Here is a 24,710-nt window from a genome sequence, read left to right as displayed (position 1 = left end):
TTTGACCGGCGGCGGCGTCGTGGACGATGCTCGTTCAATGAACGACGCCGCCGCCTCCCTACCCGTGATCATCGTCGGCGGTGGATTCTCCGGCGCCATGCTGGCCGCGCGCCTGGCCGAGATGGGGCAGGCCTCAATCCTGATCGAGCGCGACGAACAGGTCGGTCTCGGCGTCGCCTATTCCACGCCCCTGGACGACCACCGCCTCAACGTTCGCGCCGAACGGATGAGCGCCCGTCCTGACCGGCCCGCCGACTTCACCGACTGGCTGGCGGTCCAAGCCCCGACCTACGCCGATCCGAACGGCTTCGCCCCACGTCGCCTCTACGGCCTCTATGTGCAGGACCGCCTGACCCGGACCGAGGCCGCCTATCCCGGCCTGATCCGTCGCATCAGGGGCGAAGCCGTCCGCATCGAGGGCGAGACCGTCGTCCTGGCCGACGGCGCCCGCATCTCCGGCCGCGCCCTGGTGCTGGCCACCGGCAATCCCCCGCCGCGCCCCGCCGTCGAGAACGACGGTCCCCGCCGCATCGCAGATCCGTGGCGGCCCGACGCCCTGGCCGCGATCGGGCCTGACGAGGACGTCCTGATCCTCGGCTCGGGCCTGACCATGGTGGACGTCGTCCTGGCGCTTCAGGCCAAAGGCTGGCGCGGCCGGGCGACGGTCGTGTCGCGGCGCGGCCTGCTGCCCCTGGCCCACGGCGCCCATCACGACGCGCCCGTCGACCTGCCGCCGGAGGCTCTGACAGGCGCCCTGTCGCGTCGCCTGGCTTCGGCGCGTCGACTGGCGCGCGACCACGGCTGGCGCCGCGTCATGGAAGGCTATCGCCCCATCACCGCCACGCTGTGGCGCGCCGTTTCGAGCGCCGAACGCGCCCGCTTCCTGCGCCATCTGCGGCCCTGGTGGGACGTGCGGCGCCATCGCATCGCGCCCGAAATCGCCGAAGCTCTGGAGGCGCTGAAAGCGGAAAGCCGACTGACCGTTATCCCAGGTCGCGCCCAGACGATCACGACGGACGACCAGGGCGCACGTCTGACCATCCGTATACGGAATGGAGAGGCCCAAACCCTGTCAGCCGCCTGGCTGATCGACTGCACCGGCCCCGGCCACGACGCCGCCCGCGCGCCCCTGACCGCCGCCCTGATCGCCGAAGGCCGCGCTCGGATCGACGCGGCCGACCTGGGCCTCGACCTCGACGCCGAAGGCCGCGTCCTCCACGCCGACGGCGCCGCCGATCTCGCCCTGTTCGCCCTCGGCCCGCCCGCCCGCGCCGCCTTCTGGGAGACCATCGCCGTGCCGGACATCCGCCAGAGGATCGAGGCGCTGGCCCGCATCCTGACCGCCTGATCGTGGCCGGCCGTCTTTAGTCGAAACTTCCATCCTTCAGGCCCCGACCTCCACAGTCTAGCTGCTGGCGGGTCTTTCCGTGGTCGGCTATCACCGCGCCAGGAGAGGAAACAAAAAAATGAACCGCCACCGCACACGTGTCCTGGGCGACCGCACCCTCGCGCCTGAAACCCTGATGATGGGCTACGGCTATGATCCGGCCCTGTCGGAGGGCGCGATCAAGGCGCCGCTGTTCCAGGCCTCGACCTTCGTCTTCAAGTCGGCCGAAGACGGCAAGCGCTTCTTCGAAGTCGCCTATGGCCTGCGCCAGCGCGACCCGGACGAGGCCCTCGGCCTGATCTATTCGCGCATCAACAACCCAAACCTGGAGATCCTCGAAGACCGCCTCGCCGTCTGGGACAAGGCGGACAAGGCGCTGGTCTTCTCCAGCGGCATGGCCGCCATCTCGACCGCCATGCTGGCGCTGGTGCGGCCCGGCGACGTCATCCTCTATACGGCCCCGGCCTATGGCGGCACCGAATACCTGTTCGACCGCATCCTGCCCCGCTACGGCGTCAAGGCGATCAGCGTCCCCGCCGCCGAGGGCGCCGACGCCCTGGACGCCGCCATGACCGCCGCCGCCGAGGCCAGGGCAACCGGCGGACGCCTGGCCGCCGTCTATCTGGAGACCCCGGCCAACCCCACCAACCAGTTGGTCGACATCGCTCGCGCCGTGTCCAGCGCGAAGGCCCTCGATCAGGCAGAACCGCCCGCCATCGCCGTCGACAACACCTTCCTCGGGCCCCTGTGGCAGAGCCCGCTGGAGCTGGGCGCGGACCTCGTCCTCTATTCCCTGACCAAATACGTCGGCGGCCATTCGGACTTGATCGCGGGCGGCTGCATGGGCGGGGCGGACATCATGGCCCGCGTCGGCGAGATGCGGACCATCTGCGGCACGACCGCCGATCCGCACACGGCATGGCTGCTGCTGCGCAGCCTGGAGACCCTGCACATCCGCATGGAGCGGGCGCAGGACAACGCCCTGATCCTGGCCGAGCGGCTGCGCGCCGATCCGCGCGTGAGCGCCGTCCTGACCGCCGGCGGTCCCGACGCCTCGCCCGCCCAGCAGGCGATCTTCAAGGCCCAGTGCAAGGGATCAGGCTCGACCTTCTCGCTGGAGCTGCCGGGCGGCGAGGCGGAAGCCTTCCGCATGCTGAACGCGCTTCGCCTGTTCAAACTGGCCGTCAGCCTGGGCGGCGCCGAGAGCTTGGCGTCCCACCCGTCCAGCATGACCCATTCGGACTACACTCCCGAGGCCAAGGCGCGCAGCGGCATCGGCGACAATCTGGTGCGCCTGTCGGTCGGCATCGAGAACGTCGAGGACCTGTGGGCCGACCTGGATCAGGCCCTGTCCGCCGTCTGACGGCGCGAGCGGCGGGCGATCAGCCCGCCGCCTTCACCGCCTCGGCGACGTCGTTGACGACGCGCTTGACCAGAGCCTCGTCGTCGCCCTCCGCCATGACGCGGATCAGCTTCTCCGTGCCCGAGGGTCGGACCAGAAGGCGGCCCGCGCCGTTCAGGGCCGCCTCGGCCTCGGCCATGGCGGCCTTGACCTTCTCGTCCTCCAGCGGCTTGCCGGCCGTGTAGCGGACGTTCTGAAGCAGTTGCGGCACCGGCTCGAACTGGCGCGCCAGCTCGCTCATCGGCGCCCCGGCCTCGACCAGGACGGCCAGCACCTGCAGCGCCGCCATCAGGCCGTCGCCGGTCGTGGCGTGGTCCTTCAGGATGATGTGGCCCGACTGTTCGCCGCCGAGGTTGAAGCCGCCCTCACGCATCCGCTCCATGACGTAGCGGTCGCCGACCTTGGTGCGCTCCAGCGTCAGGCCCTCGGCCTTCAGGCGGCGCTCCAGCCCCAGGTTGGACATGACGGTGGCGACCACGCCCTTGCCGTTCAGCCGCCCGCGCTTGGCCCAGTCCAGGCCGATCAGGGCCATGATCTGGTCGCCGTCGACCACATGGCCCTTCTCGTCGCAGATGATGACCCGGTCGGCGTCGCCGTCCAGCGCGATGCCGATGTCGCAGCGATAGCGTTTCACGGCCTCCGACACCGTGGCCGGATGGGTCGAACCGCACTCGGCGTTGATGTTCAGGCCGTTCGGCTCCACCCCGACGGGAAAGACCTCGGCCCCCAGCTCATAAAGGGTGGTCGGCGCCACGCGGTAGCCCGCGCCGTTGGCGCAGTCGATGGCGATGCGCAGTCCCTTGAGGCTCAGCCGCTTGGGGAAGGCCTGCTTGGCGATCTCGATGTAGCGCGGCGGGGCGTCGTCGATGCGCTTGACCCGGCCCAGCTTGTTCGACGGCGCCAGGTCCTGATCCAGGGCCTCGTCCATCATGGCCTCGATCTTCAGCTCGATCTCGTCCGACAGCTTGTAGCCGTCCGGCCCGAACAGCTTGATGCCGTTGTCCGCATAGTCGTTGTGCGACGCCGAGATCATGATGCCCAGATCGGCGCGCATCGAGCGCGTCATCATGGCCACGCCGGGCGTCGGCAGCGGCCCGAACGTCCGCACGTCCATGCCGACCGAGGCCAGGCCGGCCACCAGGGCCGGCTCGATCATATAGCCGGACAGGCGGGTGTCCTTGCCGATCACCACCAGGTGGCGCCGGTCGTCGTCGGTGCGGAACAGACGTCCGGCGGCCAGGCCGACGCGCAGCGCCACCTCGGCCGTCATCGGATGGGTGTTGGCCCGGCCGCGGATGCCGTCGGTGCCGAAGTATTTTCTCTCGCCCAAGGGCGCGGTCCTTCGCTGGCGGCCCCGGAATTGCAAAGAAACCTTCCGAAACCCATTTTTTGATGTCGCCGTCCCCGCGATTTCCTAGAGCGGAGATCAAGGGCGGAGGCTGAACCCTCTCGCTTACCTCAATTCCGCGACCGTGCGCAAAAAGCGGCTGTCGCGTCCCGATCGGAGCAGACCTCATGTGCGGCATCATCGGCGTCACCGGAACCGGCCCCGTCGTCCCTCGCCTGATCGACAGCCTGAAGCGGCTGGAGTACCGCGGCTACGACTCGGCGGGCATCGCCGTCCAGAACGGCGAAGGCGTTCAGCGCCGCCGCGCCAAGGGCAAGATCCGCGAGCTGGAGGCCGTTCTGGCCGCCGACCCGGTCGCCGGAACCGTCGGCATCGGCCACACTCGCTGGGCCACCCACGGCGCGCCGACGACGACCAACGCCCACCCGCACAAAGCGGGGCGCGTCTGCCTGGTCCACAACGGCATCATCGAGAATTTCGCCGAGCTGAAGGCCGAGATGGAGGCCGAGGGCCGCATCTTTGAAAGCCAGACCGACACCGAGGTCGTCGCCCACCTGCTGGACCACAAGCTGGCGGCCGGGATGACGCCGCTGGACGCCTTCAAGGCCACGCTGGATCGCCTGACCGGCGCCTACGCCCTGGCCGTGCTGATCGAGGGCGACGATGAGCTGATCCTGGGCGCCCGGCGCGGCAGCCCCCTGGTCGTCGGCTGGGGCGAGGGCGAGATGTACCTGGGCTCTGACGCCCTGGCCGTCGGGCCCTTCACCCAGAAGATCTCCTATCTGGAGGAAGGCGACTACGTCGCCGTGACCCGCACCGGCGCGCGCATGTTCGACGCCTCGGGCCGTCCGGCCGATCGCGCCGTGGTCCAGGTCTCCGCCTCCTCGGCCCTGGTCGAGAAGGGCGAGTACCGCCATTTCATGGAAAAAGAGATCCACGAACAGCCCGACAGCGTCCAGCATACCCTGTCGGAATACCTCGACCTGGTCTCCGGCAAGGCCAAGGTCCAGGCCGTCGACTTCGCCGCGATCGAACGCATCCAGATCGTCGCCTGCGGCACCGCCTTCTACGCCGGTCAGATCGGCAAGTACGCCTTCGAACGCTATGCGGGCCTGCCCTGCGACGTCGAGATCGCCTCGGAGTTCCGCTATCGCCATCCGGCGGTGAGCAAGGGGACGCTGGCCGTCGCCGTCAGCCAGTCCGGCGAGACCGCCGACACCCTGGCCAGCCTGACCTGGTGCAAGGCGCAGGGGCTGAAGACCGCCGCCGTGGTCAACGTCCACACCTCGTCGATGGCGCGCGAGGCCGAAGTCCTGTGGCCGACCCACGCCGGGCCGGAAATCGGCGTCGCCTCGACCAAGGCCTTCACCGCCCAGGTCGCCGCCCTGCTGTCGCTGGCCGTCGCGGCGGGCGTGGCGCGCGGCAGGATCGACGCCGTTCAGGAAGCCGAATTGGTCAAGGCCCTGTTCGAGGCCCCGCGCCTGATCGCCGAGGCCCTGCAGATGGACGCGGGCATCCACGCCCTGACCGTCGACCTGGCCAAGGCGCGGGACGTCCTCTTCCTGGGCCGCGGACCGATGTTCCCGCTGGCCATGGAAGGCGCGCTGAAGCTGAAGGAGATCAGCTATATCCACGCCGAGGGCTACGCCGCGGGCGAACTGAAGCACGGCCCCATCGCCCTGATCGACGAAGCGACCCCGACGGTGGCGCTGGCCCCGCTGGACGACCTCTTCGAGAAGACCGCCTCCAACCTGCAGGAAGTGGCCGCGCGCGGCGGCCCGGTCATCATGATCGCCCCGGAAAAGGCGCCCGACCCGCACGGCGCTGGCATCCGCCGCGTCCATGCCCCGGACTGCCCGGCCCTGATCTCGCCCCTGGTCTACGCCGTGCCGATGCAGCTTCTGGCCTATTACACCGCCGTCCAGAAAGGGACCGACGTCGACCAACCGCGCAACCTGGCCAAGTCGGTGACGGTGGAATAGGGCGAACCCGAACCGTCCGGGGGCGTTTGGAAGCTTCACGAATTACGCCTATGACAGGCGCCCCAAGGCTGATCAGGACGATCCATGACGACCTCTCCCGCCCGCCTGCGCAAGGCGGTCCTGCCCGTGGCCGGTCTCGGCACGCGGGTTCTGCCCGGCACCAAGACCACGCCCAAGGAGCTGCTGAACGTCGTCGACCGGCCGATTCTCTCCTACATCGTGGAAGAGGCGCGCGAGGCGGGAATCGAGCACATCGTCTTCGTCACCGGCCGCGCCAAACAGGCGATCGAGGACTATTTCGACCACCAGATCGAGCTCGAGGCCCAGCTCCTGGCCAAGGGCAAGACCGAGATTCTGGAGATCATGAACGCCGAGCTGGCCCAGGCCGGCGAGATGAGCTTCACGCGCCAGATGCAGCCCAAGGGCCTGGGTCACGCCGTCTGGTGCGCCCGCGACATCATCGGCCATGAACCCTTCGCCGTCATCCTGCCGGACGTCATCGTGGATTCGCAACCCGGCGCCCTGAAACAGCTGGCCGAGGTCTACGCCGAGGTCGGCGGCAACGTCATCGGGGTCGAGGCCGTGCCCGAAGCCGACACGCACAAATACGGCATCATCGACCCCGCCTCCCATGACGGCCGCCGCTACGGCATGAAGGGCATGGTTGAAAAGCCCGCCCAGGGCACGGCCCCTTCGACCATGTCGATCTCGGGCCGTTACATCCTGCAGCCGGAGATTTTCGATCTGCTGGAGACGCAGGAGCGCGGCGCCGGCGGCGAAATCCAGCTGACCGACGCCATGGCCCGCCTGATGCAGTCGCAGACCTTCACCGCCTATGAATATGAAGGCGTGACCCACGACTGCGGGGACAAGATCGGCCTGCTGCGCGCCAACGTCGCCCTGGCCCTGAAACGCCCCGACCTGGGCGACGCCGCCCGCGCCGCGATCGAAAGCCTGCTTTGATCCGCCCTGCCGTCCCCGCCGACGCGCCTGCCCTGACCGCCGTCTGGCGCCGCGCGGTCGAGGCGACGCACCACTTTCTGACGCCCGAAGCGATCGACGCCATCGAGGCCGACGTCTCCGCCTGGCTGGGCAGCGGCGATCCGAACCTTTGGGCCTGGGAACACGACGGGGCGCCCGTCGCCTTTCTCGGCCTGTCCGACGATGAACTGGCGGCCCTGTTCGTGGACCCTCGCCTGCACCGCTCCGGCATAGGGCGTCGGCTGGTCGATCACGCCCTGTCGCTGGGCGCCCGGCGTCTCAGCGTCAATGAGGACAACCCCGGCGCCCGCGCCTTCTACGAGCGCCTTGGCTTTCAGGCCGTGGGCCGCGCCGAGACCGACGACGCCGGGCGCCCCTATCCGCTGATCCTCATGGCGCTCAGCGCCGATCCGGTCTGATCCCGGCTGGCCGGCCTCGCCTGTTGTGATCGCCCGCCGCGGAAAAGGTCATGGTTTCAAGCTTGATGCGCCGCGACGACGCGCCAGGCCCGCCTGATCTCGTCTCCGGCCCATCCTGCCGGGTTCCGGAAAGGACGCCCTCCGATTTCAGACGAATTGGACTCTGTTTTTCCATCCTGCGTCGCTTTCGTCGCAGCCAAGCGCCACGCTTTCGCCCCCTCGCGCGTTCGGCTAGGCAGGATAGAGTGCTGAAAACGAGGTTCGACTGATGCGCGTGATGATTCTGGGCGGCGACGGCTTCTGCGGCTGGCCCACGGCCCTGCACCTCTCGGCGCGCGGCTGGGATGTGTTGATCGTCGACAACCTCAGCCGCCGCAACATCGACAATGAGCTGGAGATTCGCTCCCTGACCCCGATCCGCACCATGGGCGAGCGCATCGCCGCGTGGAAGGAGGTCTCGGGCCGCGCCATCGACTTCGTCAATCTGACGGTCGGCAAGGAGTTCGACCGCCTGGTCGCCCTGATCCGCGACTGGGCGCCCGACAGCGTCGTCCACTTCGCCGAACAGCGCGCCGCCCCCTATTCGATGAAGTCGGCGCGGCACAAGCTCTACACCGTCGACAACAATCTGAACGCCACCAACCATCTGCTGGCCGCCATCGTCGAGAGCGGGCGGGACGTGCACCTGGCCCACCTGGGAACCATGGGGGTCTACGGTTACACGACGGCGGGCCTGCGCATCCCCGAGGGCTATCTGAAGGTCACGGTGGAGACCGACCACGGCCCGACCGAGCAGGAGATCCTGTTCCCGCCGAACCCCGGCAGCATCTACCACATGACCAAGACGCAGGACGCCCTGCTGTTCCAGTTCTACGCCAAGAACGACGCCTTGCGGATCACCGACCTGCACCAGGGCATCGTCTGGGGCGCCCAGACCGAGGAGACCAAGCAGGACGAGCGTCTGATCAACCGCTTCGACTATGACGGCGACTACGGCACGGTGCTGAACCGCTTCCTGATGCAGGCGGCGGTCGGCTATCCGCTGACCGTGCACGGCTCGGGCGGCCAGACGCGGGCCTTCATCCACATTCAGGACACGGTGCGCTGCGTCGAGCTGGCGCTGAACAACCCGCCCAAGCGCGGCGACCGGGTCAAGATCCTCAACCAGATGACCGAGAGCCGCCGCGTTCGCGACCTGGCGCAGATGGTGGCCGAGATGACGGGCGCGCAGGTGCACAACGTCGCCAACCCGCGTCAGGAGGCCGACGAGAACGAACTGGTCGTCGCCAACGATCAGTTCCGCGAACTGGGGCTGAAGCCGATCACCCTGGCCGAGGGCCTCATGGCCGATGTGACCGACATCGCCCGCCGCTACGCCGATCGCGCCGACCGGACCAAGATTCCCTGCGTCACCGCCTGGAACGCCGGCCGGGCCGACGCCCTGCGCGCCGAGACCGAGGGCTCCGCCGCCTCGCCCGCCCGCGTCCTGTCCGCCTGAGAGACTGAAGCCCGATGACCGAACCCGCCGCCGCCCCGTCCCTGCTGGTGTTCGGCGGCGGCTATCTGGGACAGGCGGCGGCCCGCGAAGCCCTGCGGCGCGGCGGCCGAGCCTTCGCCACCTCGCGCGATCCGCAGACCCGTCAGTCGCTGGCGGCGCAGGGGATCACGCCGGTCGATCCGGCCGACGCCAAGGCCCTGAGCGAGGCTCTGGCCGCCGCACAGGCCGTGCTGATCACCACGCCGCCGGACGTCCACGGCTGTCCCGCCCTGCGCGCCCTGACGCCCCTGGCCGCTGACGCCTGGCCCGATTGGATCGGCTATGTCTCCTCCACCGCCGTCTACGGCGATCGCGCAGGCGGCTGGGCCTTCGAGGGCGATCCGCTGAACGCCGCCACGCTTGAGGGCGCCCGCCGCGCCAGGGTCGAGCGCGACTGGCTGGACCGCGCCCAGGGCATGGGGCTGACGCTTCAGGTCTTCCGCCTGCCCGGCTTCTACGGCCCCGGCCGCAGCGTCCTCGATCGCCTGCGCGCCGGAACCGCCCGCCTGGTGAAAAAGCCCGGCCAGGTGTTCAACCGCATCCATGTGGACGACATCGTCTCTGGCCTGTTCGCCTCCATGGCCCAGCCGCGTCCCGGCGGCGTCTACAACCTGACCGACGACGAGCCTACGCCTGCCGACGTCGTCACCGCCTGGGCCGCCGAGCGCCTGGGTCTGCCGCGCCCGCCCGAGGTCGACTGGACCGACCCCGAGGTCAGCGAGGCCATGCGCCGCTTCTATCTGGACTCCAAGCGCGTCTCCAACGCCCGCGCCAAGGCCGAACTGGGCTGGCGTCCACGCTACCCGTCCTACCGCCAAGGGCTGGAGGCCGTCCTCGCCGAGAAGGCCCCCTGACATGCGAAAGGCGCGTCGACTGAAATCGACGCGCCTCCTGTCCACGCTCACCCGCGCTCAAGCAACGAGCCGCCGCGCGGCGAGCGTTAGCGCCCTTAACTCAGAAAGGCAGGATGTTGCGCTGGCGGCTGTAGCTCATGGTGCCGACATTGGCGCCCAGACGCACGCCGACCCCGGTGCGGATCGGAGCCAGGACGATGCCGTCCGCGCGCTGATAATTCACGCCCAGACCGGCGACCAGATAGGCCGAGCCCTCGACGCCCGGGTAGCGGCGATAGAGCATGTCAGGGTGGTAGAGGCCGTAGACCAGGGTGAAGACCCGGCTGGCGTTGCCGCCCCAGTCCCAGCCGATGGAGGCTCCCTGCCAGAACACCTCCTGCGAGGCCGACAGGTCCTTCATGTGCAGGGCGCCGCGACCATAGCGCAGGCCGGCGACGACGGCGCCCGCGCCTTCCTCGCCGGCGATATAGGCGGTCGGGCGGTCGCCCTGTTCGGCGAAGATGCGCTCGATGGCGCCGCCCACGGCCTCGGCCGCAATGCCCAGTTCGCGCGACCCAGCGGCGACCAGTTCATCGAAGGTATAGGCCTGGGCCGTGTTGTCCGAGGCGATCGGATAGTTGGGGTCGGCCGGCGGGCGGCTGGCGCAGGCGCCGAGACCGGCGGGCAGGGCGCCGGCGGCGGCGAGGCCGAGGCTGGTGCGGATCAGTTGACGGCGGTGCATGGTCGAGGCTCCCGGCTAAGGACGGTCCGCCCGTCGTCGCGGGCTTGGCCTACCGTCCCTGCCTTTTACGGCAGCCTTGGGGCTTTAAGGTTAACCGAAGATTGCTTGGCCGCAGAAGTTCCGGCGGCCTGGGCTTCAGGCCGCCGGATTTCTGCTGTCAGGCTCGCAAGGTTCCGCCCGCCTTGGCGGCGGCGGCCTTGACCTTGGCCATCAAGGCCTCGATCTCCGCCTCGGCCAGGGTGGCGGCGCGGGGCTGGATCTCGACCTCGATCGCCACCGACTTCTGGCCTTCGGGCACGCCCTGGCCGCGATAGACGTCGAAGACGCGAACGTCGGCGATCAGCGCCTTGTCGGCGTCCGCCACGGCGCGGGTCAAATCGCCCACGGCCTTGGCCTCGTCCATCAGGAAGGCGAAGTCGCGGGTCAGGGGCATGAGGTTCGGCAGATCCGCCGCGCCACGCGCCTTACCGCCCTTACCGCGGGGCTCGGGCACGGAATCCAGCACGATCTCGAACGCCAGCATGGGGCCGTCCGCGTCCAGCGCCTTCAGCACGCGCGGGTGCAGGGCGCCGAACTCGACGATGACGTTCTTGGGTCCCAGCTGCAGCCGGGCCGAACGGCCGGGGTGCCACCAGTCACGGTTCGAGCCCTGCGCCAGCTGCAGGGAGGCGACCGGGGCGCCGATCTCTTCCAGCACGGCCAGAAGGTCGCCCTTCAGCGCGAACAGGGGGTCTTCCCCCGCCCCGCCCCAGTGGCGGTCGGCGTGCGGCGCGATCAGGCCGGCGATGACGGTGCGCTGGCCGGTCGGCTGGTCGTCCAGATAGATGGGACCGATCTCGAACAGGGCGACGTCGGCGTGGCCGCGCGCGGCGTTGCGCGCCGCCGCCTGGATCAGGTTCGGCAGGACCGAGGGCCGCATGCAGTCCAGATCGGCTGCAATGGGGTTCTCCAGCACCAGACGCTCGTCGCCGCCGCCGAACAGGGTCGCGATCGACTGCTTGGTGAAGGACCAGGTGACGGCCTCGGCATAACCCAGGGCCGCCAGGGCGCGTCGGGCCGTGCGCACGCGCGCCTGACGCGGGCTCAGAACCCCGCCCGGCGCCGGGGCGACCGGCGGCAGGGGCGCGTCGGGCAAGGCGGCGTAGCCCTCGATGCGGGCGACTTCCTCGACCAGATCCGCCCGCCCCTCGATGTCGCGGCGCCAGGACGGCGGCGTCACCGACCAGGGCGAGCCGCGCATGACGGTGAAGCCCAGGGCGAACAGGATCTCGAAGATTCGGTCGTCGCTCAGGTCCATGCCCGACAGCCGCTTCACATAGGCCGGGTCGAAGGCGAAGGCCGCGGGCGCGGCCGGGGCCTGGCCCGCCACCGTGACCATCGACGGCTCGCCGCCGCACAGGTCCAGGATCAACTGCGTCGCCAGCTCCAGCCCCGGCACGACCGAGGCCGTGTCGACGCCGCGCGCGAAACGATACTGGGCGTCCGAATTGATCCCCAGCGAGCGGCCCGTCTGGGCCGTGGCGATAGGGTCGAACCAGGCGCTCTCGACGAAGACGTCGACCGTCTCGTCCGAACAGCCGGTCGAGACGCCGCCCATAACGCCGCCCAGGCCGATGGCGCGCTGGCCCTCGGCGTCGGCGATGACGCAGTCGGCGGCGCCCGGCGCATAGGTCTTGCCGTCCAGGGCGACCAGGCTGTCGGCTTCGCCGCGACCGGCCCGAACCACGATCCCTTCGCCCGACAGGGTCGCCAGATCATAGACATGCAGCGGCCGCGCGCGGTCGTAGGAAATCAGGTTGGTGATATCGACGAGGCGGTTGATCGGACGCAGGCCGATGGCCGTCAGACGCTGCTGCAGCCACTCCGGCGACGGGCCGTTTCTGACGCCCCGGATCACGCGACCGGCGAAGACCGGGCACAGTTCGGGCGCCTCCAGCGTCACCGACACCGGAGAGTCGAAAGACCCCGCGACGGGAACGATCTCCAGCGTCGTCAGCTTGCCGAGGCCCGCAGCCGCCAGGTCGCGTGCGATGCCCGCCACGCCCAGCCAGTCGGGACGGTTCGGCGTCACCTCGAAATCGATGACCGGCTCGGCGCCGAAGACGCCGGCGGCGGGCTCGCCCACCTGCAGGTCGTCGGCCAGTTCCAGGATGCCGTCGCTCTCATCCGACAACTCGAGCTCGGAGGCCGAGCACAGCATGCCGTTGGACACCACCCCACGCACCGGCTTCTCGACCAGGGTCACGCCCAGGCCGGGCACATAGGCGCCGATGGGAGCGTAGATGGTGGTCAGGCCCGCGCGCGCGTTCGGGGCGCCGCAGACGATCTCCTTCATTCCGTCCACCGTCTCGACCTGACAGACCTGCAGCCGGTCGGCGTTCGGGTGACGCTCGGCCGAGACGATCTTCGCCACGGTGAAGGGGGCCAGTGCGGCGATCGGGTCGTGGACCTCCTCGACCTCAAGCCCGGCCATGGTCATGGCCTCGGCGACCTGATCGACCTCAGCCTCGGTGTCGAGGTGGGACTTCAGCCAGGAAAGCGTGAACTTCATTGGGCCGTTCCCGACTGGGACAGGACCGCCACCATGTTGTCGATGAAGTCGGACGGACCGGTGAAGCCGACGCCCAGGAAGTTGCAGTTGATGAACTGGCAATTCCGGAACGGGATCGGCCCGGTGACGCGCTGCGGCCCCAGGGGGGTGAGCATCAGGTTGCGCGGATCCCCCTTGGCGTCGCCCATGTTGCAGCCGTCGAAATTACAGCCTTCCAACGGCAGCAGGACGGCGGGCCCCTCTATCAGGCAGTTCTCGAAACGACGGTTCTCAATGGCGGGCAGGCCGGCGCGCGCCGCCTCCATGAACAGCTGCGGCAGCCACACGTTCTTGCCGACATAGGTGGGGCCGAGGCCGAGCGCTTCGAGGGTGATGGTGGTGTCAGTCATTGGGGTGATCTTTCAAAAACCAGAAGGGGGGCCGGCGGCGCCGCTCCCGGCGCCTGCAGACCTCATCCCTTCGTTTGCGCCTGAGTTCTCGCCTCGGCGCGCGCGCTCAACAGGCCCTGCTCCATGTCGTCCAGCGCCTCCTTGGCTCCGGTGAAGGCCACCTGCACGAAGCGGCAGCGCACGAAACGGCAGTTGGACATGCCGATCGCCCCGGCAATCATGGAGCCGCGCGGGTCCAGCAACAGGGTGCGCGGGTCCTCGGCCACGCCCATGTTACAGCCGTCGAAGGTCGTGCCGTTCATGATCGCCATGACCGCCGGGCCTTCGATCAGGCATTCAGTGAAGATCTTGCCGTCGATGAAGACCTGTCCGGCGTTCATGTGATGCACGGCCAGAGACGGCAGCCAGACGGCTTCCTTCTCGAACGTGGTGCGGGCGACGATCTCGCGACCCAGCTTTTCTTCGGGCGACATCGTGGTCTGGTCGGTCATAGGCGTATTCCAGTTCAGCTGAGGCCCGACGCCGGGTTCGGCGCGGCGAAGGCGGAGAAGCCGTAGTGCGCCAGCCAGCGCGTATCGGCCTCGAACATGGGGCGCAGGTCCGGCACGCCGTATTTCAGCATGGCCAGGCGGTCGACGCCCATGCCGAAGGCGAAGCCCTGGTACTCGTCCGGGTCGATGCCGCAGTTGCGCAGCACGTTCGGGTGCACCATGCCGCAGCCCAGGATCTCCAGCCAGTCCTCGCCCTCGTTCAGGGTCAGCTTCCCGCCGGAACGGTCGCAGCGGATGTCCATCTCGGCCGAGGGCTCGGTGAAGGGGAAGTGGTGCGGGCGGAAGCGGGCGTGAACATCGTCCAGTTCGAAGAAGCGGGCGATGAAGGTCTCCAGCGTCGTCTTCAGGTGGCCCATGTGGATGTCGCGATCGATCACCAGACCCTCGATCTGGTGGAACATCGGCGTGTGGGTCGCGTCGGAATCCTTACGGAAGGTGCGGCCGGGCGCGATGATGCGGATCGGCGGCTTCTGCGACATCATGGTGCGGACCTGCACCGGGCTGGTGTGGGTGCGCAGCACCTTGCGCTCGCCCGTTTCCGGGTCGGGCTTCAGGAAGAAGGTGTCGTGCATCTCCCGCGCCGGATGCTTGGGCGGGAAGTTCAGCGCCGTGAAGTTGTGGAAGTCGTCCTCGATGTCCGGCCCTTCGGCGACCGAGAAGCCCATGTCGGCGAAGACGGCGACCATCTCGTCCATGACCTGCATGGTCGGATGCACCCCGCCCTTGCGGCGCGGGCGGCTGGGCAGGGTCAGATCGACGCGCTCGGCCAGCAGGCGGGCGTCCAGCTCGGCGGCCTCCAGCTCGGCCTTGCGGGCGGTCAGGGCCGACGACACCCGGTCGCGCAGGCCGTTGATGACGGGGCCGCGCTCGCGGCGCTCATCCGGGCTCAGCGCCCCCATGCCTTTCAGCAGGCCCGAGATCGAGCCGGACTTGCCGAGGGCGGCGACGCGGATGTCCTCCAGACCCGCCACGCTCTCGGCCGAGCCGATGGCGTTGATGAGGTCCAGTTCCAGTTGAGCGAGATCGGTCATGGGGGTTCGTCTAGCCGTTAGGATCGAAAGCAAAAAGCCCCCCGGCGCGAACCGGAGGGCTTTTGCTTCGTCCCGTGTGGGAGAAAGGCTTAGGCCAGGGCCGCGCGAACCTTGTCGGCGATGCCCTTGAAGCCGGCTTCATCGGCGGCGATGGCGGCCAGAACCTTGCGGTCCAGCTCGATGCCCGCCTTGTTCAGGCCGTGCATGAACTGCGAGTAGGTGAAGCCTTCGGTGCGGGCCGCGGCGTTGATGCGCTGGATCCACAGGGCGCGGAACGAGCGCTTCTTGTTGCGACGGTCGCGGTAGGCGTACTGACCGGCGCGATCCACCGCAGCCTTGGCGGCGCGGATGGTGTTCTTGCGGCGGCCGTAGAAGCCCTTGGCCTGCTTCAGGACTTTCTTGTGCTTGGCGTGGGACGTAACGCCCCGGGTGACGCGAGCCATTTTGGTTTTCCCTTCGGGAAGTCCCTACCGCTCGGCCCGCGGGGCCTCGCTGCTTGAGGGACTTTTGCTGTTTTAGCCTCTAGCGTTCGCCGCGCGGCGGCTCACTGCATGAGAGGCTGAGTTCAAATTCGATTAGCGGAGAGGATCAGTGATGCAGCGCGCCGATCAGGCGTACGGCATGTAGGACTTGATCTTCTTGGCGTCGGCGTCGGCCATGACCGAAGTGCCGCGGTTCTGGCGGATGTACTTCGAGTTGTGGCTGATCAGGCGGTGGCGCTTGCCGGCCACGCCAGCCTTGACCTTGCCCGTCGCGGTGAATTTGAAGCGCTTCTTGGCGCCCGACTTCGTCTTCAGCTTCGGCATTTTCACTCTCTTTATTGAGGGGTCTACCGCCCTTCGGGCGACTTGAGCCCCAAGGTCAGATGACCGATTTAAGACCGCCCAGGCATGCCTGTTCGCCCGGCGGTCCGGTACGCGAAGGCGCGGCTTCTACGCCAAACGGGAGCCGGAGGCAAGAAGAGTCGCCGCGCGGTGTCTCAGGCCTGGGCCTCGCGGCGGCGTGCGGCGCGTCCGGCGTTGATCGCCATCATCGCCGCCGGAACCGTCAACGCCGCCCCCACCAGGAAGGGCCAGTCCGATCCAATGGCGGAATAGAGGACGCCCGCGACCATGGGGCCGACGATGCGGGCCATCGATCCCGTCGCCATGTTCAGCCCCAGCATGGCGCCCTGCCGGTCCGGCGGCGACGCCCGGCTGATCAGGGCCGAGATGTTGGGCATGGCCAGAGACATGCCGCAGGCGCCGATCCCCATGACGATGGGAATGATCCAACCGGCCGATACAGGGATGACGAACAGACCCAGGTCGATCTGCGTCGCCGGAAACCACGCCGGCGGGGCCGCCACCTGCAGGATCAGCGACGCGCCGAACAACAGCATCCCCGCCGCCAGCACCCGCGCCTCGCCGAAGCGCCTCGCCAGCCGCCCGGCCACCAGCCCCTGATTCAAGGCCGAGACCAGCCCCACGATCATGAAGCTGAGGCCCACCTCGCGCGCGGTCCAGGCGTAGCGGCTTTCGGCCCACAGACCGAAAGACGCCTCCATGGCCGAGAACCCGGCCAGATAGATCAGGCTGACCACCAGGACGCGCGACACCACTTCGTCGGCGCGGGCGAACTGCAGGCCGGACAGGAAGGCGGGGCGGGGCGCGGCGGGATCAGCCTTGGCTCGGCTCTCGCGCAGGAAGAGCATCACCCCCAGCGCCGCCAGCACCGCTGCGCCCGAGGCGGCGAAGATCGGCAACTGATAGCCGACATGGCCCATCTGCGGCTGGGCGAGCAGGCCGCCGAGGCCCGGCCCGACAATGAAGCCCAGGCCGAAGGCGGCGCCGATCATCCCCATCCGTCCGGCCCGGCGCTCGGGCGGTGTGACGTCGGCGATATAGCCCTGGACCGTCGAGATATTGCCCGCGCCCAGACCGGTGAACAATCGCACCAGCACCGCCGCCCAGATGTTCGGCGCGAAGGCCAGCAGCAGATAGCCCAGAGCGTTGGCCGCCAGCGTGGCCAGCAGCACCGGCTTGCGCCCGATCCGATCCGACAGCCGCCCCCAGAAGGGTTCGGCGAAGAACTGGCCCAGGGAATAGGCCGAGAACATCAGGGTGATCTGCCACGGCTCGGCCTGAAGGCTCTGAGCGAAGAACGGCAGCAGCGGCACCACTAGGCCGAAACCGACCAGATTGATGAAGACCACGGCGAACAGAACCGCCAGGGTCGGCGCCTGGACCTGAGGCTGAGAAGACGGGAACACGGTCATGCTTCCGCCTTAGCGCGCCACCTTCGTGTCGGAAAGCGCCCGCCCGCGCGATCATTCAATCGGATTGTGAAGCTCCAGGAAGCGGACCGTCTCACGCAGCATTTGCAGACGAGTGTCGGCGCGCGACATCCAGTGATCCTCGCCCTTCAACTCGACCAGTTCAACGGGTTTGCCGGCGCGGCGCATGGCGTCCGCCATGACGCGGCTCTGTTCGATCGGAACGACGGTGTCGTCCTTGCCGTGGATCAGCAGCAGCGGACTGTCTACCGCGTCGGCCAGCCTTGCCGGAGACAGGGCGTCGAGCGCCCGGTCGTTCAGGCGGGCGGCGCCCATGAAACGGTTCCAGTACCGCACGACTTGACTGTTCGCCTGCCCCTGCTGGCGCACCTCCCAGTTGACCATCCGCCGCAGGTCGGACACGCCGCTGACGGCCACGCCGCAACGATAGACCCCCTTGTCGAGCGTCAACCCGGCCATGGCGGCGTAGCCGCCGTAGCTGGCCCCGACGATGCAGACTCGAGCAGGGTCGATGACGCCTTCCGAAGCCAGCCAACGCACGCCGTCGGACAGGTCCGTCTGCATCTTGCGCCCCCACTCGCCGTAGCCTGCCTCGAGGAAGGCCCGGCCATATCCGGTCGATCCCCTGAAATTGGCCTGTAGAACCGCATAGCCCCGCGAGGCCATGGCCTGGGCCCAATAGTCGAAACCAGCGACATCCCGCGCCGCCGGCCCTCCGTGCGCCAGCACGACCAAAGGCAAGCCCTGTGGTTTATCCACGCCAGGCGGCAAAGTCAGGTAACCGTGGATCTCCAGTCCATCTGCCGCTGCATAGCGGATCGGACGAACCGCACCGACGTGCTCAGCCAAGATAGTCGGATAGGACTCCCCCACCACGTCCGCGACGCCCCGCTCAAAGTCCACCAGCCGATAGAGGCCGGATTCGCCACTGTCGATGAAGACCAAGATCGACTTGAGGTCATCACTCCAGGAGACAAGACGTGGAGCCTGGCCGGGGAAGGCGCGCTCGATGGAGCGCCACTGTCGCGCCGCTGCGGGGTCGCTGAACTCATAGCGAACTCCCTCCCCCTCAACGCGGCCGCCGCCGATCAGCAAGCGGGTCTGCGGGTGGTGGAGAAGAAAATCGGGATGACGATCGAACGGCAGCGGCGTCCATTCTCCCGTGTCTACATTGACTTCAAACAGCACATTTCCGGTTTCGGAATCAGCGCTTGCAGAACTGAGCTCAGGTCGATCCGCCCCCACGATGATCGAGCGCGGGTTACGCCCCATGCCGTGCAGCAATGGCTTGTCGACCGGCGCGTCGACCATCCAGACCTCGCGAAAACGCCGCCTCTCGGGCAGGCGCAACGACCAGCGTCCGCTACGCTCGACATATTGCGCCAGGGCGATGACCTCGCCCTGGCCATCCATCACATAGTCGTCGGTGTTGCGGTCCATGGAGACGACCGAGCGCCCCCGACCCGTATCCAGATCGATTCTGTGCAGATCGATCTGGCCGTTGACCACGTTGACGCCCCGCGCAAACAGGGCGTCGCCTTGCGCCGTACTGCGAACCGCGGCGCCTCCGTAAAGCGTAGCCAGCACGCCCGGCGTCCGCTTCAACACATGGACGAGCGCCTTGGTCTCCAGATCGAGGATCATGCCGAAGAACAGCTCGGATCGGGGCACGCCCAGTTGTGGAATCGCTTGCGTCTCAGAGGAGACGATCAGCACTCGTCCTTCGCCGATCCAGCGCAGATCGCGCACCTTGGCTTGGCCGATCGGGGCAGCGAGAAGGTGCTCGCCTGTCTTGATTCGCGTGACCGCGATGGCGCGCGTTTCGTCCACGACCACGATCCGCGCGATCAACTCCCCGCTCGGAGACAACTCGATATAGTCGATCGCCGGTGATGCCCCGTACGCCTCAAGAGGTGGAGTTTCGGCCATCGCTTCGCCCGGCCCGCCCGCAACCAAGGCGCCGGCTGCCGCAGCAAGCGCGAAAACAATCGCGCCCATTCTCCTTCCCAGCATCATGCTCCCCGATCACGCTCCACGCCCGATCAGAATCGCATGTTCCACCTGCGCAAGACAACAATAAAAAACCCCGTTCTTTCGAACGGGGCTCTTAATCACGCAATGATGGTCACGATCAGCGGGGGGCCAGGATCATGATCATCTGGCGGCCTTCCATCTTGGGCGCGAACTCGACCTTGGCTTCTTCCTCGAAGTCGGCCTGAACCTTGTTCATCAGCTTCATGCCCAGTTCCGGGTGAGCCATTTCACGGCCGCGGAAGCGGATGGTCACCTTGACCTTGTCGCCGTCGTCGAAGAAGCGATGCATGGCCTTGGCCTTCACATCGTAGTCGTGGCTGTCGATGTTCGGCCGAAGCTTGATTTCCTTCAGCTCGACGACCTTCTGACGCTTGCGCGCCTCAGCCTTCTTCTTCTGTTCCTGGAAACGATGCTTGCCGTAGTCCAGAATCTTGCACACCGGCGTTTCGGCGTTGGCGACGATCTGAACCAGGTCCAGGCCCGCCTCCTCGGCGGCCTCCAGCGCGGCGGACAAGGGCATGACGCCCTGTTTTTCCCCATTCTGGTCGATGAGCAGAACGCGGGCGGCGCGGATATCCTGGTTGATGGGCGGCCCGTCCTTTACGGGCGGCGCTTGCATTGGACGGCGAATGGGCGTCGTTTCCTTATGTGATCAGAAGATAGGCGAAAATTGTCTGCATGGCTCAGCGCGCGATGCCGCCGCTGTGTTCCAAGCGGCCGGAATATGGCGACGCAAGGCCGATGTTTCAAGGGATTTCGGGTCTTCAGGCCTTTACGGCCCCTTCAGCGACATAGGCGTCGTGCAGGCTCAGCACCGCCTCGAACACGTGATCGACGCTCAAATCCTCGATCGGGGCGAACTGACCGCGCGTCTCATTGGACGCCGCCGTGCGCGTCCTCGGCCCCCACGGGCCATACAGCCACCACTCGGTCGGGCCGAACAGGCCCAGCGTCGGCCGGCCCAACGCCGCCGAGACGTGCATCAGGCCGGAGTCGTTGCCGACGAACAGGGTCGCCCGGTCGATGGCGGCGGCCGAGCACAGGATATCGCCCTTGCCTACGCAGTCGATGGCCCGCGGTCCCGCCGCCTCCAGCGCCGGGGTCGCGGGCGGCCGGTCGCCGGGACCGCCGACCGGCATGAAGCGCCAGCCGTCGAAGCGCGGCTCGGCCTTCAGCTTCTCGACCAGTTGACCCCAGCGGTCAGCAGGCCAGGACTTGCCCGGCTGGTGCGCGATCGGCGCCAGGGCGATGATCGGGCCGGGACCGGCGCCGCCTGCCAGTTGCGGGTCGATAACGGAGGCCGCCTCGGCGCGGGCCTGATCGTCAAGAAAGATTTCCGGGTCCAGAGGCGAAGGCGAGCCCATCAGGCGCGAGACCATCTCGACCTTGCGCAGGCCGGTCTCCCAGCGACGGTTGTAGACGATGCGCCGCTTCGCCGGGATCAGATACGCCAGGGCCGAGCCGCGGATGTCCACGCCCATGTCCCACTGCGTCCCCCGCACCTGCTTCCACAGGTCGATCCAGTGTCCGGCGGCCTTCTTCTTGTCGAGGATGATGACGCGCTCGACGTTCGGCGCGGAGCGAAAGAAGGGGGCGGGCGGGCGGCCGCAGGCGACGGTGATCTGAACGCCCGGCAGTTGGCGCGCGATCTCGCGGATCACGCCGGAGGAGATGACGCAGTCGCCGATCCGGTTGGAGCTGACGAACAGGGCTTTGGGTGCAGACAAGCGGGCGCCTCGCGGCCTCTGTGAACAATCGTCGTCTCTGCTAAAGCCATTCCGCGAGGAATGACAGTCCGAGGAGTTTCCCATGTCCGACGTCCAGACCCTGATCCGCCCCGACGGCGAGACGCTGGCCTTCAAGGCGGTCAAGGGCGACGGCCCGACGGTCATCTGGATCGGCGGCTTCCGCTCGGACATGGAGGGGACCAAGGCCCTGGCTCTGGACGCCGCCGCCCGCGAGCGCGGCTGGAACTATGTGCGCTACGATCACTTCGCCCACGGCGTGTCGAGCGGCGACTGGAAACAGGCCACCATCGGCCGCTGGCGCGAGGACGCCGTCGCCCTGATCGACAGTCTTGAGGGCCCGGTGGTTCCGGTCGGATCATCGATGGGCGGCTGGGTGGCGCTGCTAGCGACGCTGGCGCGGCCGGAACAGGTCAAGGGCGTGGTGCTGGTCAATCCGGCGCAGGACTTCACCGAAAAGCTGATGTGGCCGGGTCTGGTCGACCACGAACGTCAGGCGATCCTGCGCGAAGGCGAGACGGTCATCACCGAGGAAGGGCTGGGCTCCTACGTCCTGACCCGGCGGATGTTCGAGGAGGCGCGCGACTGGCTGCTGCTGGACGGCCGGATCGACATCACGGCGCCGGTTCATGTGCTTCAGGGCCGCGCCGACGACGTGGTGCCGTGGCGCCATCAGGTCGAACTGGCCGAGCGCCTGAGCGGCGGCGACCTGCGCCTCGACCTGATCGAAGGCGGCGATCACCGGCTGTCGAGCCCGGCGGAACTGGAGCGACTGGTCGAGGCGGTGGAGGCGATGCGGGGCTGACTGCACGCACCACCTCCGCACACGTCGTACACGCCGTCATTCTCGGGCTTGACCCGAGGGTCGAGCGTCGGGGCACGCTCTTCCTGGCCGCCGTTACGCTGGCGGACAATCCGATCCTCGGGTCAAGCCCGAGGATGACGGAAAGATGAAAGCTCGCGGGAGAGGGGCCTCACAGAATGAACCGGCTCAGGTCCACGTTCTTCGCCAGATCACCGACCTTCTCGCGCACCTTGTCGCCGTCGAACGTCAGGGTCTGGCCGGACAGGTCCGAGGCCTTGAAGCTGGTCTCTTCCAGCACCCGCTCCATCACCGTCTGAAGACGGCGCGCGCCGATGTTCTCGACGGTGGAGTTGGCGGCCACGGCGGCGTCGGCCATGGCCTCGACCGCGTCGTCGGTGAAGACCAGCTCGACCCCTTCGGTCGCCAGCAGGGCCTGGTTCTGACGGATCAGATTGGCCTCCGGCTCGGTCAGGATGCGTTTGAAGTCGTCGCGGGTCAGGGCCTTCAGCTCGACCCGGATCGGCAGGCGGCCCTGCAGTTCCGGCAACAGGTCCGACGGCTTGGCGACGTGGAAAGCGCCCGAGGCGATGAACAATACATGGTCGGTCTTCACCGGCCCGTATTTGGTCGAGACGGTCGTGCCCTCGATCAGGGGCAGCAGGTCGCGCTGCACCCCTTCGCGCGAGACGTCGGCCCCGCCGCCGCGATCCTGACGCGCGGCCACCTTGTCGATCTCGTCCAGGAAGACGATGCCCTCGTTCTCGGCCAGCAGCAGGGCCTCCTTCGTCAGGCTTTCCTGATCCAGCAGCTTGTCGCTCTCCTCGGTGACGAGGGGCGCCACGGCGTCGCGCACGTTCAGCTTGACCGTCTTGGTGCGGCCGCCGCCCATCTTGCCCAGCATCTCCGACAGGTTCAGCAGGCCGACGTTGCCGCCGCCCGGCATGTCCAGCCCCTGCAGAGGCGAGGTCGTATCGGCCAGGGCGATCTCGATCTCCTTGTCGTCCAGTTCGCCCGCGCGCAGCTTCTTGCGGAAGGCCTCGCGCGTGGCGGGCTGCGAACCGGGGCCGACCAGGGCGTCGAGGATGCGGTCCTCGGCCTGGCCCTCGGCGCGGGCCTTGACGCCCGCCCGGCGCCGGTCGCGCACCATGACCAGGGCGCTCTCGACCAGGTCGCGCATGATCTGATCGACGTCGCGGCCGACGTAGCCGACCTCGGTGAACTTGGTCGCCTCGACCTTGAGGAAGGGCGAGCCGGCCAGCCTGGCCAGACGCCGGGCGATCTCGGTCTTGCCGACGCCCGTCGGGCCGATCATCAGGATGTTCTTGGGCGTGACCTCGTCGCGCAGATCCTCGGGCACGCGCTTGCGGCGCCAGCGATTGCGCAGAGCCACGGCCACGGCGCGCTTGGCGTCGTCCTGGCCGACGATGAAGCGGTCCAGCTCGGAGACGATTTCACGGGGAGACAGGTCGGTCATTCTTTTTTCCAGAAGCGCCTGTGTGCGGCGCTATCGTTCGCCGCGCGGCGGCTCGCTACTTGAGCGCCTTCACAGGCTTTCGATGGTTAAATTGCCGTTGGTGTAGACGCAGATGTCGGCGGCGATCTTCATGGCCTTGCGGGCGATCTGTTCGGCGTCCAGTTCGGTGTTCTCGTCGATCAGGGCGCGGGCGGCGGCCAGGGCGTAGTTGCCGCCCGAGCCGACGGCGGCCACGCCGTATTCCGGCTCCAGCACGTCGCCGACGCCCGTCACCGTCAGAATGGTGTCCTTGTCGGCGACCAGCAGCATGGCCTCAAGACGGCGCAGATAGCGGTCGGTCCGCCAGTCCTTGGCCAGTTCGACGCAGGCGCGCGCCAACTGGTCCGGATACTGCTCCAGCTTGGCTTCCAACCGCTCGATCAGGGTCAAGGCGTCGGCCGTGGCCCCGGCGAAGCCCGCCAGAACCTTGCCGTTCGCCAGGGTGCGCACCTTGCGCGCCGCGCCCTTGACGATGGTCGGCCCCATGGAGACCTGGCCGTCGCCGGCGATGACGGTGCGGCCGTTCTTGCGCACCGCCAGGATGGTGGTGCCGTGCCAGTCGGGAAAGTTGGAGGCGCTCGTGTTCATGGCCGCTGACATGGCGAAGCCCGCCGTCCGCCGCAAGATCAGGCGGTGTCGCAATGCGCCGTCACACGAAAAGCTTAACCATAAATAATTCTTAATCGCGCCATGAAAGGTGGACCGCCCTTGCCGATCCGCCGCCTCGCTCTCCCGAGGAGGGCGCTGCGTTTTCTGTTTCGAGTTGCCTTGCCTCTGCACCGCGCCATCTATGTCAGCGACGCCGTCGGCGGCGCGGCGACCAGCCTTCTGATCCTGGCCGAGATTCTCGGCGCGTCCGAGCGCAACAACCGTCGCGACGGTCTGAGCAGCGTCCTGATGCGCCACGACGGCCGATTCCTGCAGCTCATCGAGGGCCGTCGGGCCGATGTCGACCGGCGGATGGACCGGCTGCGCGTCGATCCGCGCCATGAGAACCTGCGCCTGCTGTCTGATGTCGCCATACCGGGCCGTCGGTTCGGCGACTGGCCCATGATCCTGGCCGAGCTGACGTCGGAGGGGGCTCGACTGTTGGACGGCGACTCCCTGGACCGGCTCAGTCCCGCCCGCGCCGAGGCCCTGCTGGCCCTGGGCGTGGAGGCCGCGCCCGTTCCGGCCTGACGCACC

At 68.0% G+C, this 24,710-nt stretch carries 23 protein-coding genes; 9 read left to right on the top strand and 14 right to left on the bottom strand.

Translation table 11 applies throughout. The features are described from left to right. Window positions 1-37: 37 nt before the first annotated feature. A complete protein-coding gene (locus ACWIDZ_RS07570; protein WP_453988065.1) occupies window positions 38-1,348 on the top strand; it encodes an FAD/NAD(P)-binding protein in 1,311 nt (436 codons plus the stop codon). A 118-nt stretch (window positions 1,349-1,466) separates the two neighbouring features. Continuing rightward, window positions 1,467-2,750, top strand: a complete 1,284-nt coding sequence (locus tag ACWIDZ_RS07565) for a cystathionine gamma-synthase family protein (protein ID WP_453988066.1) — start codon at window positions 1,467-1,469, stop codon at window positions 2,748-2,750. 19 nt (window positions 2,751-2,769) lie between these two features. Here the strand turns inward: ACWIDZ_RS07565 and glmM are convergent, their stop codons facing one another. Next, the gene (glmM, locus tag ACWIDZ_RS07560) at window positions 2,770-4,119 is read right to left on the bottom strand and encodes a phosphoglucosamine mutase (RefSeq protein WP_453988067.1); all 1,350 of its coding nucleotides are present in this window, start codon (window positions 4,117-4,119) and stop codon (window positions 2,770-2,772) included. Between the two features lie 185 nt (window positions 4,120-4,304). On the opposite strand from glmM, the gene glmS reads away from it, so the two are divergent. The 5 genes from glmS (at window position 4,305) to ACWIDZ_RS07535 (ending at window position 9,910) form a co-directional block, all read left to right on the top strand. Then, complete coding sequence (gene glmS / locus ACWIDZ_RS07555; RefSeq protein WP_453988068.1) at window positions 4,305-6,119, top strand: glutamine--fructose-6-phosphate transaminase (isomerizing); 1,815 nt, start codon at window positions 4,305-4,307, stop codon at window positions 6,117-6,119. An 84-nt stretch (window positions 6,120-6,203) separates the two neighbouring features. Next, a complete protein-coding gene (gene galU, locus ACWIDZ_RS07550) occupies window positions 6,204-7,082 on the top strand; it encodes a UTP--glucose-1-phosphate uridylyltransferase GalU (protein WP_453988070.1) in 879 nt (292 codons plus the stop codon). Further along, window positions 7,079-7,519 (top strand): GNAT family N-acetyltransferase, encoded by a 441-nt coding sequence (locus ACWIDZ_RS07545; RefSeq protein WP_453988071.1) that lies wholly within the window; start codon window positions 7,079-7,081, stop codon window positions 7,517-7,519. Before galU ends, ACWIDZ_RS07545 begins: the two co-directional genes overlap by 4 nt. A 268-nt stretch (window positions 7,520-7,787) precedes the next feature. Beyond that, entirely contained in the window at window positions 7,788-9,017 is a 1,230-nt protein-coding gene (locus ACWIDZ_RS07540; RefSeq protein ID WP_453988072.1) for an NAD-dependent epimerase/dehydratase family protein, read from the top strand. 14 nt (window positions 9,018-9,031) lie between these two features. After that, window positions 9,032-9,910 (top strand): SDR family NAD(P)-dependent oxidoreductase, encoded by an 879-nt coding sequence (locus ACWIDZ_RS07535; protein WP_453988073.1) that lies wholly within the window; start codon window positions 9,032-9,034, stop codon window positions 9,908-9,910. Between the two features lie 100 nt (window positions 9,911-10,010). Here ACWIDZ_RS07535 and ACWIDZ_RS07530 read toward each other — a convergent pair whose 3' ends face one another. The 11 genes from ACWIDZ_RS07530 to ACWIDZ_RS07480 all read right to left on the bottom strand — a co-directional run bounded on the left by ACWIDZ_RS07530 (window position 10,011) and on the right by ACWIDZ_RS07480 (window position 21,189). Beyond that, complete coding sequence (locus tag ACWIDZ_RS07530) at window positions 10,011-10,631, bottom strand: DUF1134 domain-containing protein (RefSeq protein ID WP_291780848.1); 621 nt, start codon at window positions 10,629-10,631, stop codon at window positions 10,011-10,013. A 157-nt stretch (window positions 10,632-10,788) separates the two neighbouring features. Next, window positions 10,789-13,182: a phenylalanine--tRNA ligase subunit beta gene (pheT, locus tag ACWIDZ_RS07525; RefSeq protein ID WP_453988074.1), complete on the bottom strand. Its 2,394-nt coding sequence runs from the start codon at window positions 13,180-13,182 to the stop codon at window positions 10,789-10,791. Then, window positions 13,179-13,571 (bottom strand): pentapeptide repeat-containing protein, encoded by a 393-nt coding sequence (locus tag ACWIDZ_RS07520; RefSeq protein ID WP_453988075.1) that lies wholly within the window; start codon window positions 13,569-13,571, stop codon window positions 13,179-13,181. Before ACWIDZ_RS07520 ends, pheT begins: the two co-directional genes overlap by 4 nt. A 62-nt stretch (window positions 13,572-13,633) precedes the next feature. Further along, window positions 13,634-14,062: a hypothetical protein gene (locus ACWIDZ_RS07515; RefSeq protein ID WP_453988076.1), complete on the bottom strand. Its 429-nt coding sequence runs from the start codon at window positions 14,060-14,062 to the stop codon at window positions 13,634-13,636. Window positions 14,063-14,076: 14 nt separating this feature from the next. Beyond that, window positions 14,077-15,153, bottom strand: coding sequence for a phenylalanine--tRNA ligase subunit alpha (gene pheS / locus ACWIDZ_RS07510; RefSeq protein ID WP_312219223.1), 1,077 nt, complete (start codon window positions 15,151-15,153; stop codon window positions 14,077-14,079). 89 nt (window positions 15,154-15,242) lie between these two features. Beyond that, entirely contained in the window at window positions 15,243-15,596 is a 354-nt protein-coding gene (rplT, locus tag ACWIDZ_RS07505; RefSeq protein WP_003166434.1) for a 50S ribosomal protein L20, read from the bottom strand. A gap of 165 nt (window positions 15,597-15,761) precedes the next feature. After that, on the bottom strand, window positions 15,762-15,959 hold the full coding sequence (gene rpmI, locus ACWIDZ_RS07500; RefSeq protein ID WP_003166435.1) for a 50S ribosomal protein L35: 198 nt from the start codon (window positions 15,957-15,959) through the stop codon (window positions 15,762-15,764). A gap of 173 nt (window positions 15,960-16,132) precedes the next feature. Then, window positions 16,133-17,410, bottom strand: a complete 1,278-nt coding sequence (locus ACWIDZ_RS07495) for an MFS transporter (protein ID WP_343830099.1) — start codon at window positions 17,408-17,410, stop codon at window positions 16,133-16,135. A 51-nt stretch (window positions 17,411-17,461) separates the two neighbouring features. Continuing rightward, entirely contained in the window at window positions 17,462-19,426 is a 1,965-nt protein-coding gene (locus ACWIDZ_RS07490; RefSeq protein WP_454071107.1) for an alpha/beta hydrolase family protein, read from the bottom strand. Between the two features lie 133 nt (window positions 19,427-19,559). Continuing rightward, window positions 19,560-20,081, bottom strand: coding sequence for a translation initiation factor IF-3 (gene infC, locus ACWIDZ_RS07485; protein ID WP_343830097.1), 522 nt, complete (start codon window positions 20,079-20,081; stop codon window positions 19,560-19,562). Window positions 20,082-20,226: 145 nt separating this feature from the next. Next, window positions 20,227-21,189, bottom strand: a complete 963-nt coding sequence (locus ACWIDZ_RS07480) for a glycosyltransferase family 9 protein (RefSeq protein WP_453988078.1) — start codon at window positions 21,187-21,189, stop codon at window positions 20,227-20,229. Between the two features lie 82 nt (window positions 21,190-21,271). Between ACWIDZ_RS07480 and ACWIDZ_RS07475 the strand changes: the two genes are divergently transcribed. Beyond that, window positions 21,272-22,012, top strand: coding sequence for an alpha/beta fold hydrolase (locus tag ACWIDZ_RS07475; RefSeq protein WP_453988079.1), 741 nt, complete (start codon window positions 21,272-21,274; stop codon window positions 22,010-22,012). Between the two features lie 169 nt (window positions 22,013-22,181). Here the strand turns inward: ACWIDZ_RS07475 and hslU are convergent, their stop codons facing one another. Next, a complete protein-coding gene (gene hslU, locus ACWIDZ_RS07470; RefSeq protein ID WP_343830094.1) occupies window positions 22,182-23,486 on the bottom strand; it encodes an ATP-dependent protease ATPase subunit HslU in 1,305 nt (434 codons plus the stop codon). Between the two features lie 69 nt (window positions 23,487-23,555). Next, on the bottom strand, window positions 23,556-24,125 hold the full coding sequence (gene hslV, locus ACWIDZ_RS07465; RefSeq protein ID WP_291780815.1) for an ATP-dependent protease subunit HslV: 570 nt from the start codon (window positions 24,123-24,125) through the stop codon (window positions 23,556-23,558). A gap of 168 nt (window positions 24,126-24,293) precedes the next feature. Between hslV and ACWIDZ_RS07460 the strand changes: the two genes are divergently transcribed. Then, a complete protein-coding gene (locus ACWIDZ_RS07460; protein WP_453988081.1) occupies window positions 24,294-24,704 on the top strand; it encodes a BLUF domain-containing protein in 411 nt (136 codons plus the stop codon). Window positions 24,705-24,710 lie beyond the last annotated feature (6 nt).

It is taken from the genome of Brevundimonas sp. NPDC055311 (assembly GCF_053645695.1).
Note: the sequence above shows the minus strand (reverse complement) of the source record. Positions and strands in the feature narration are given on the sequence as shown.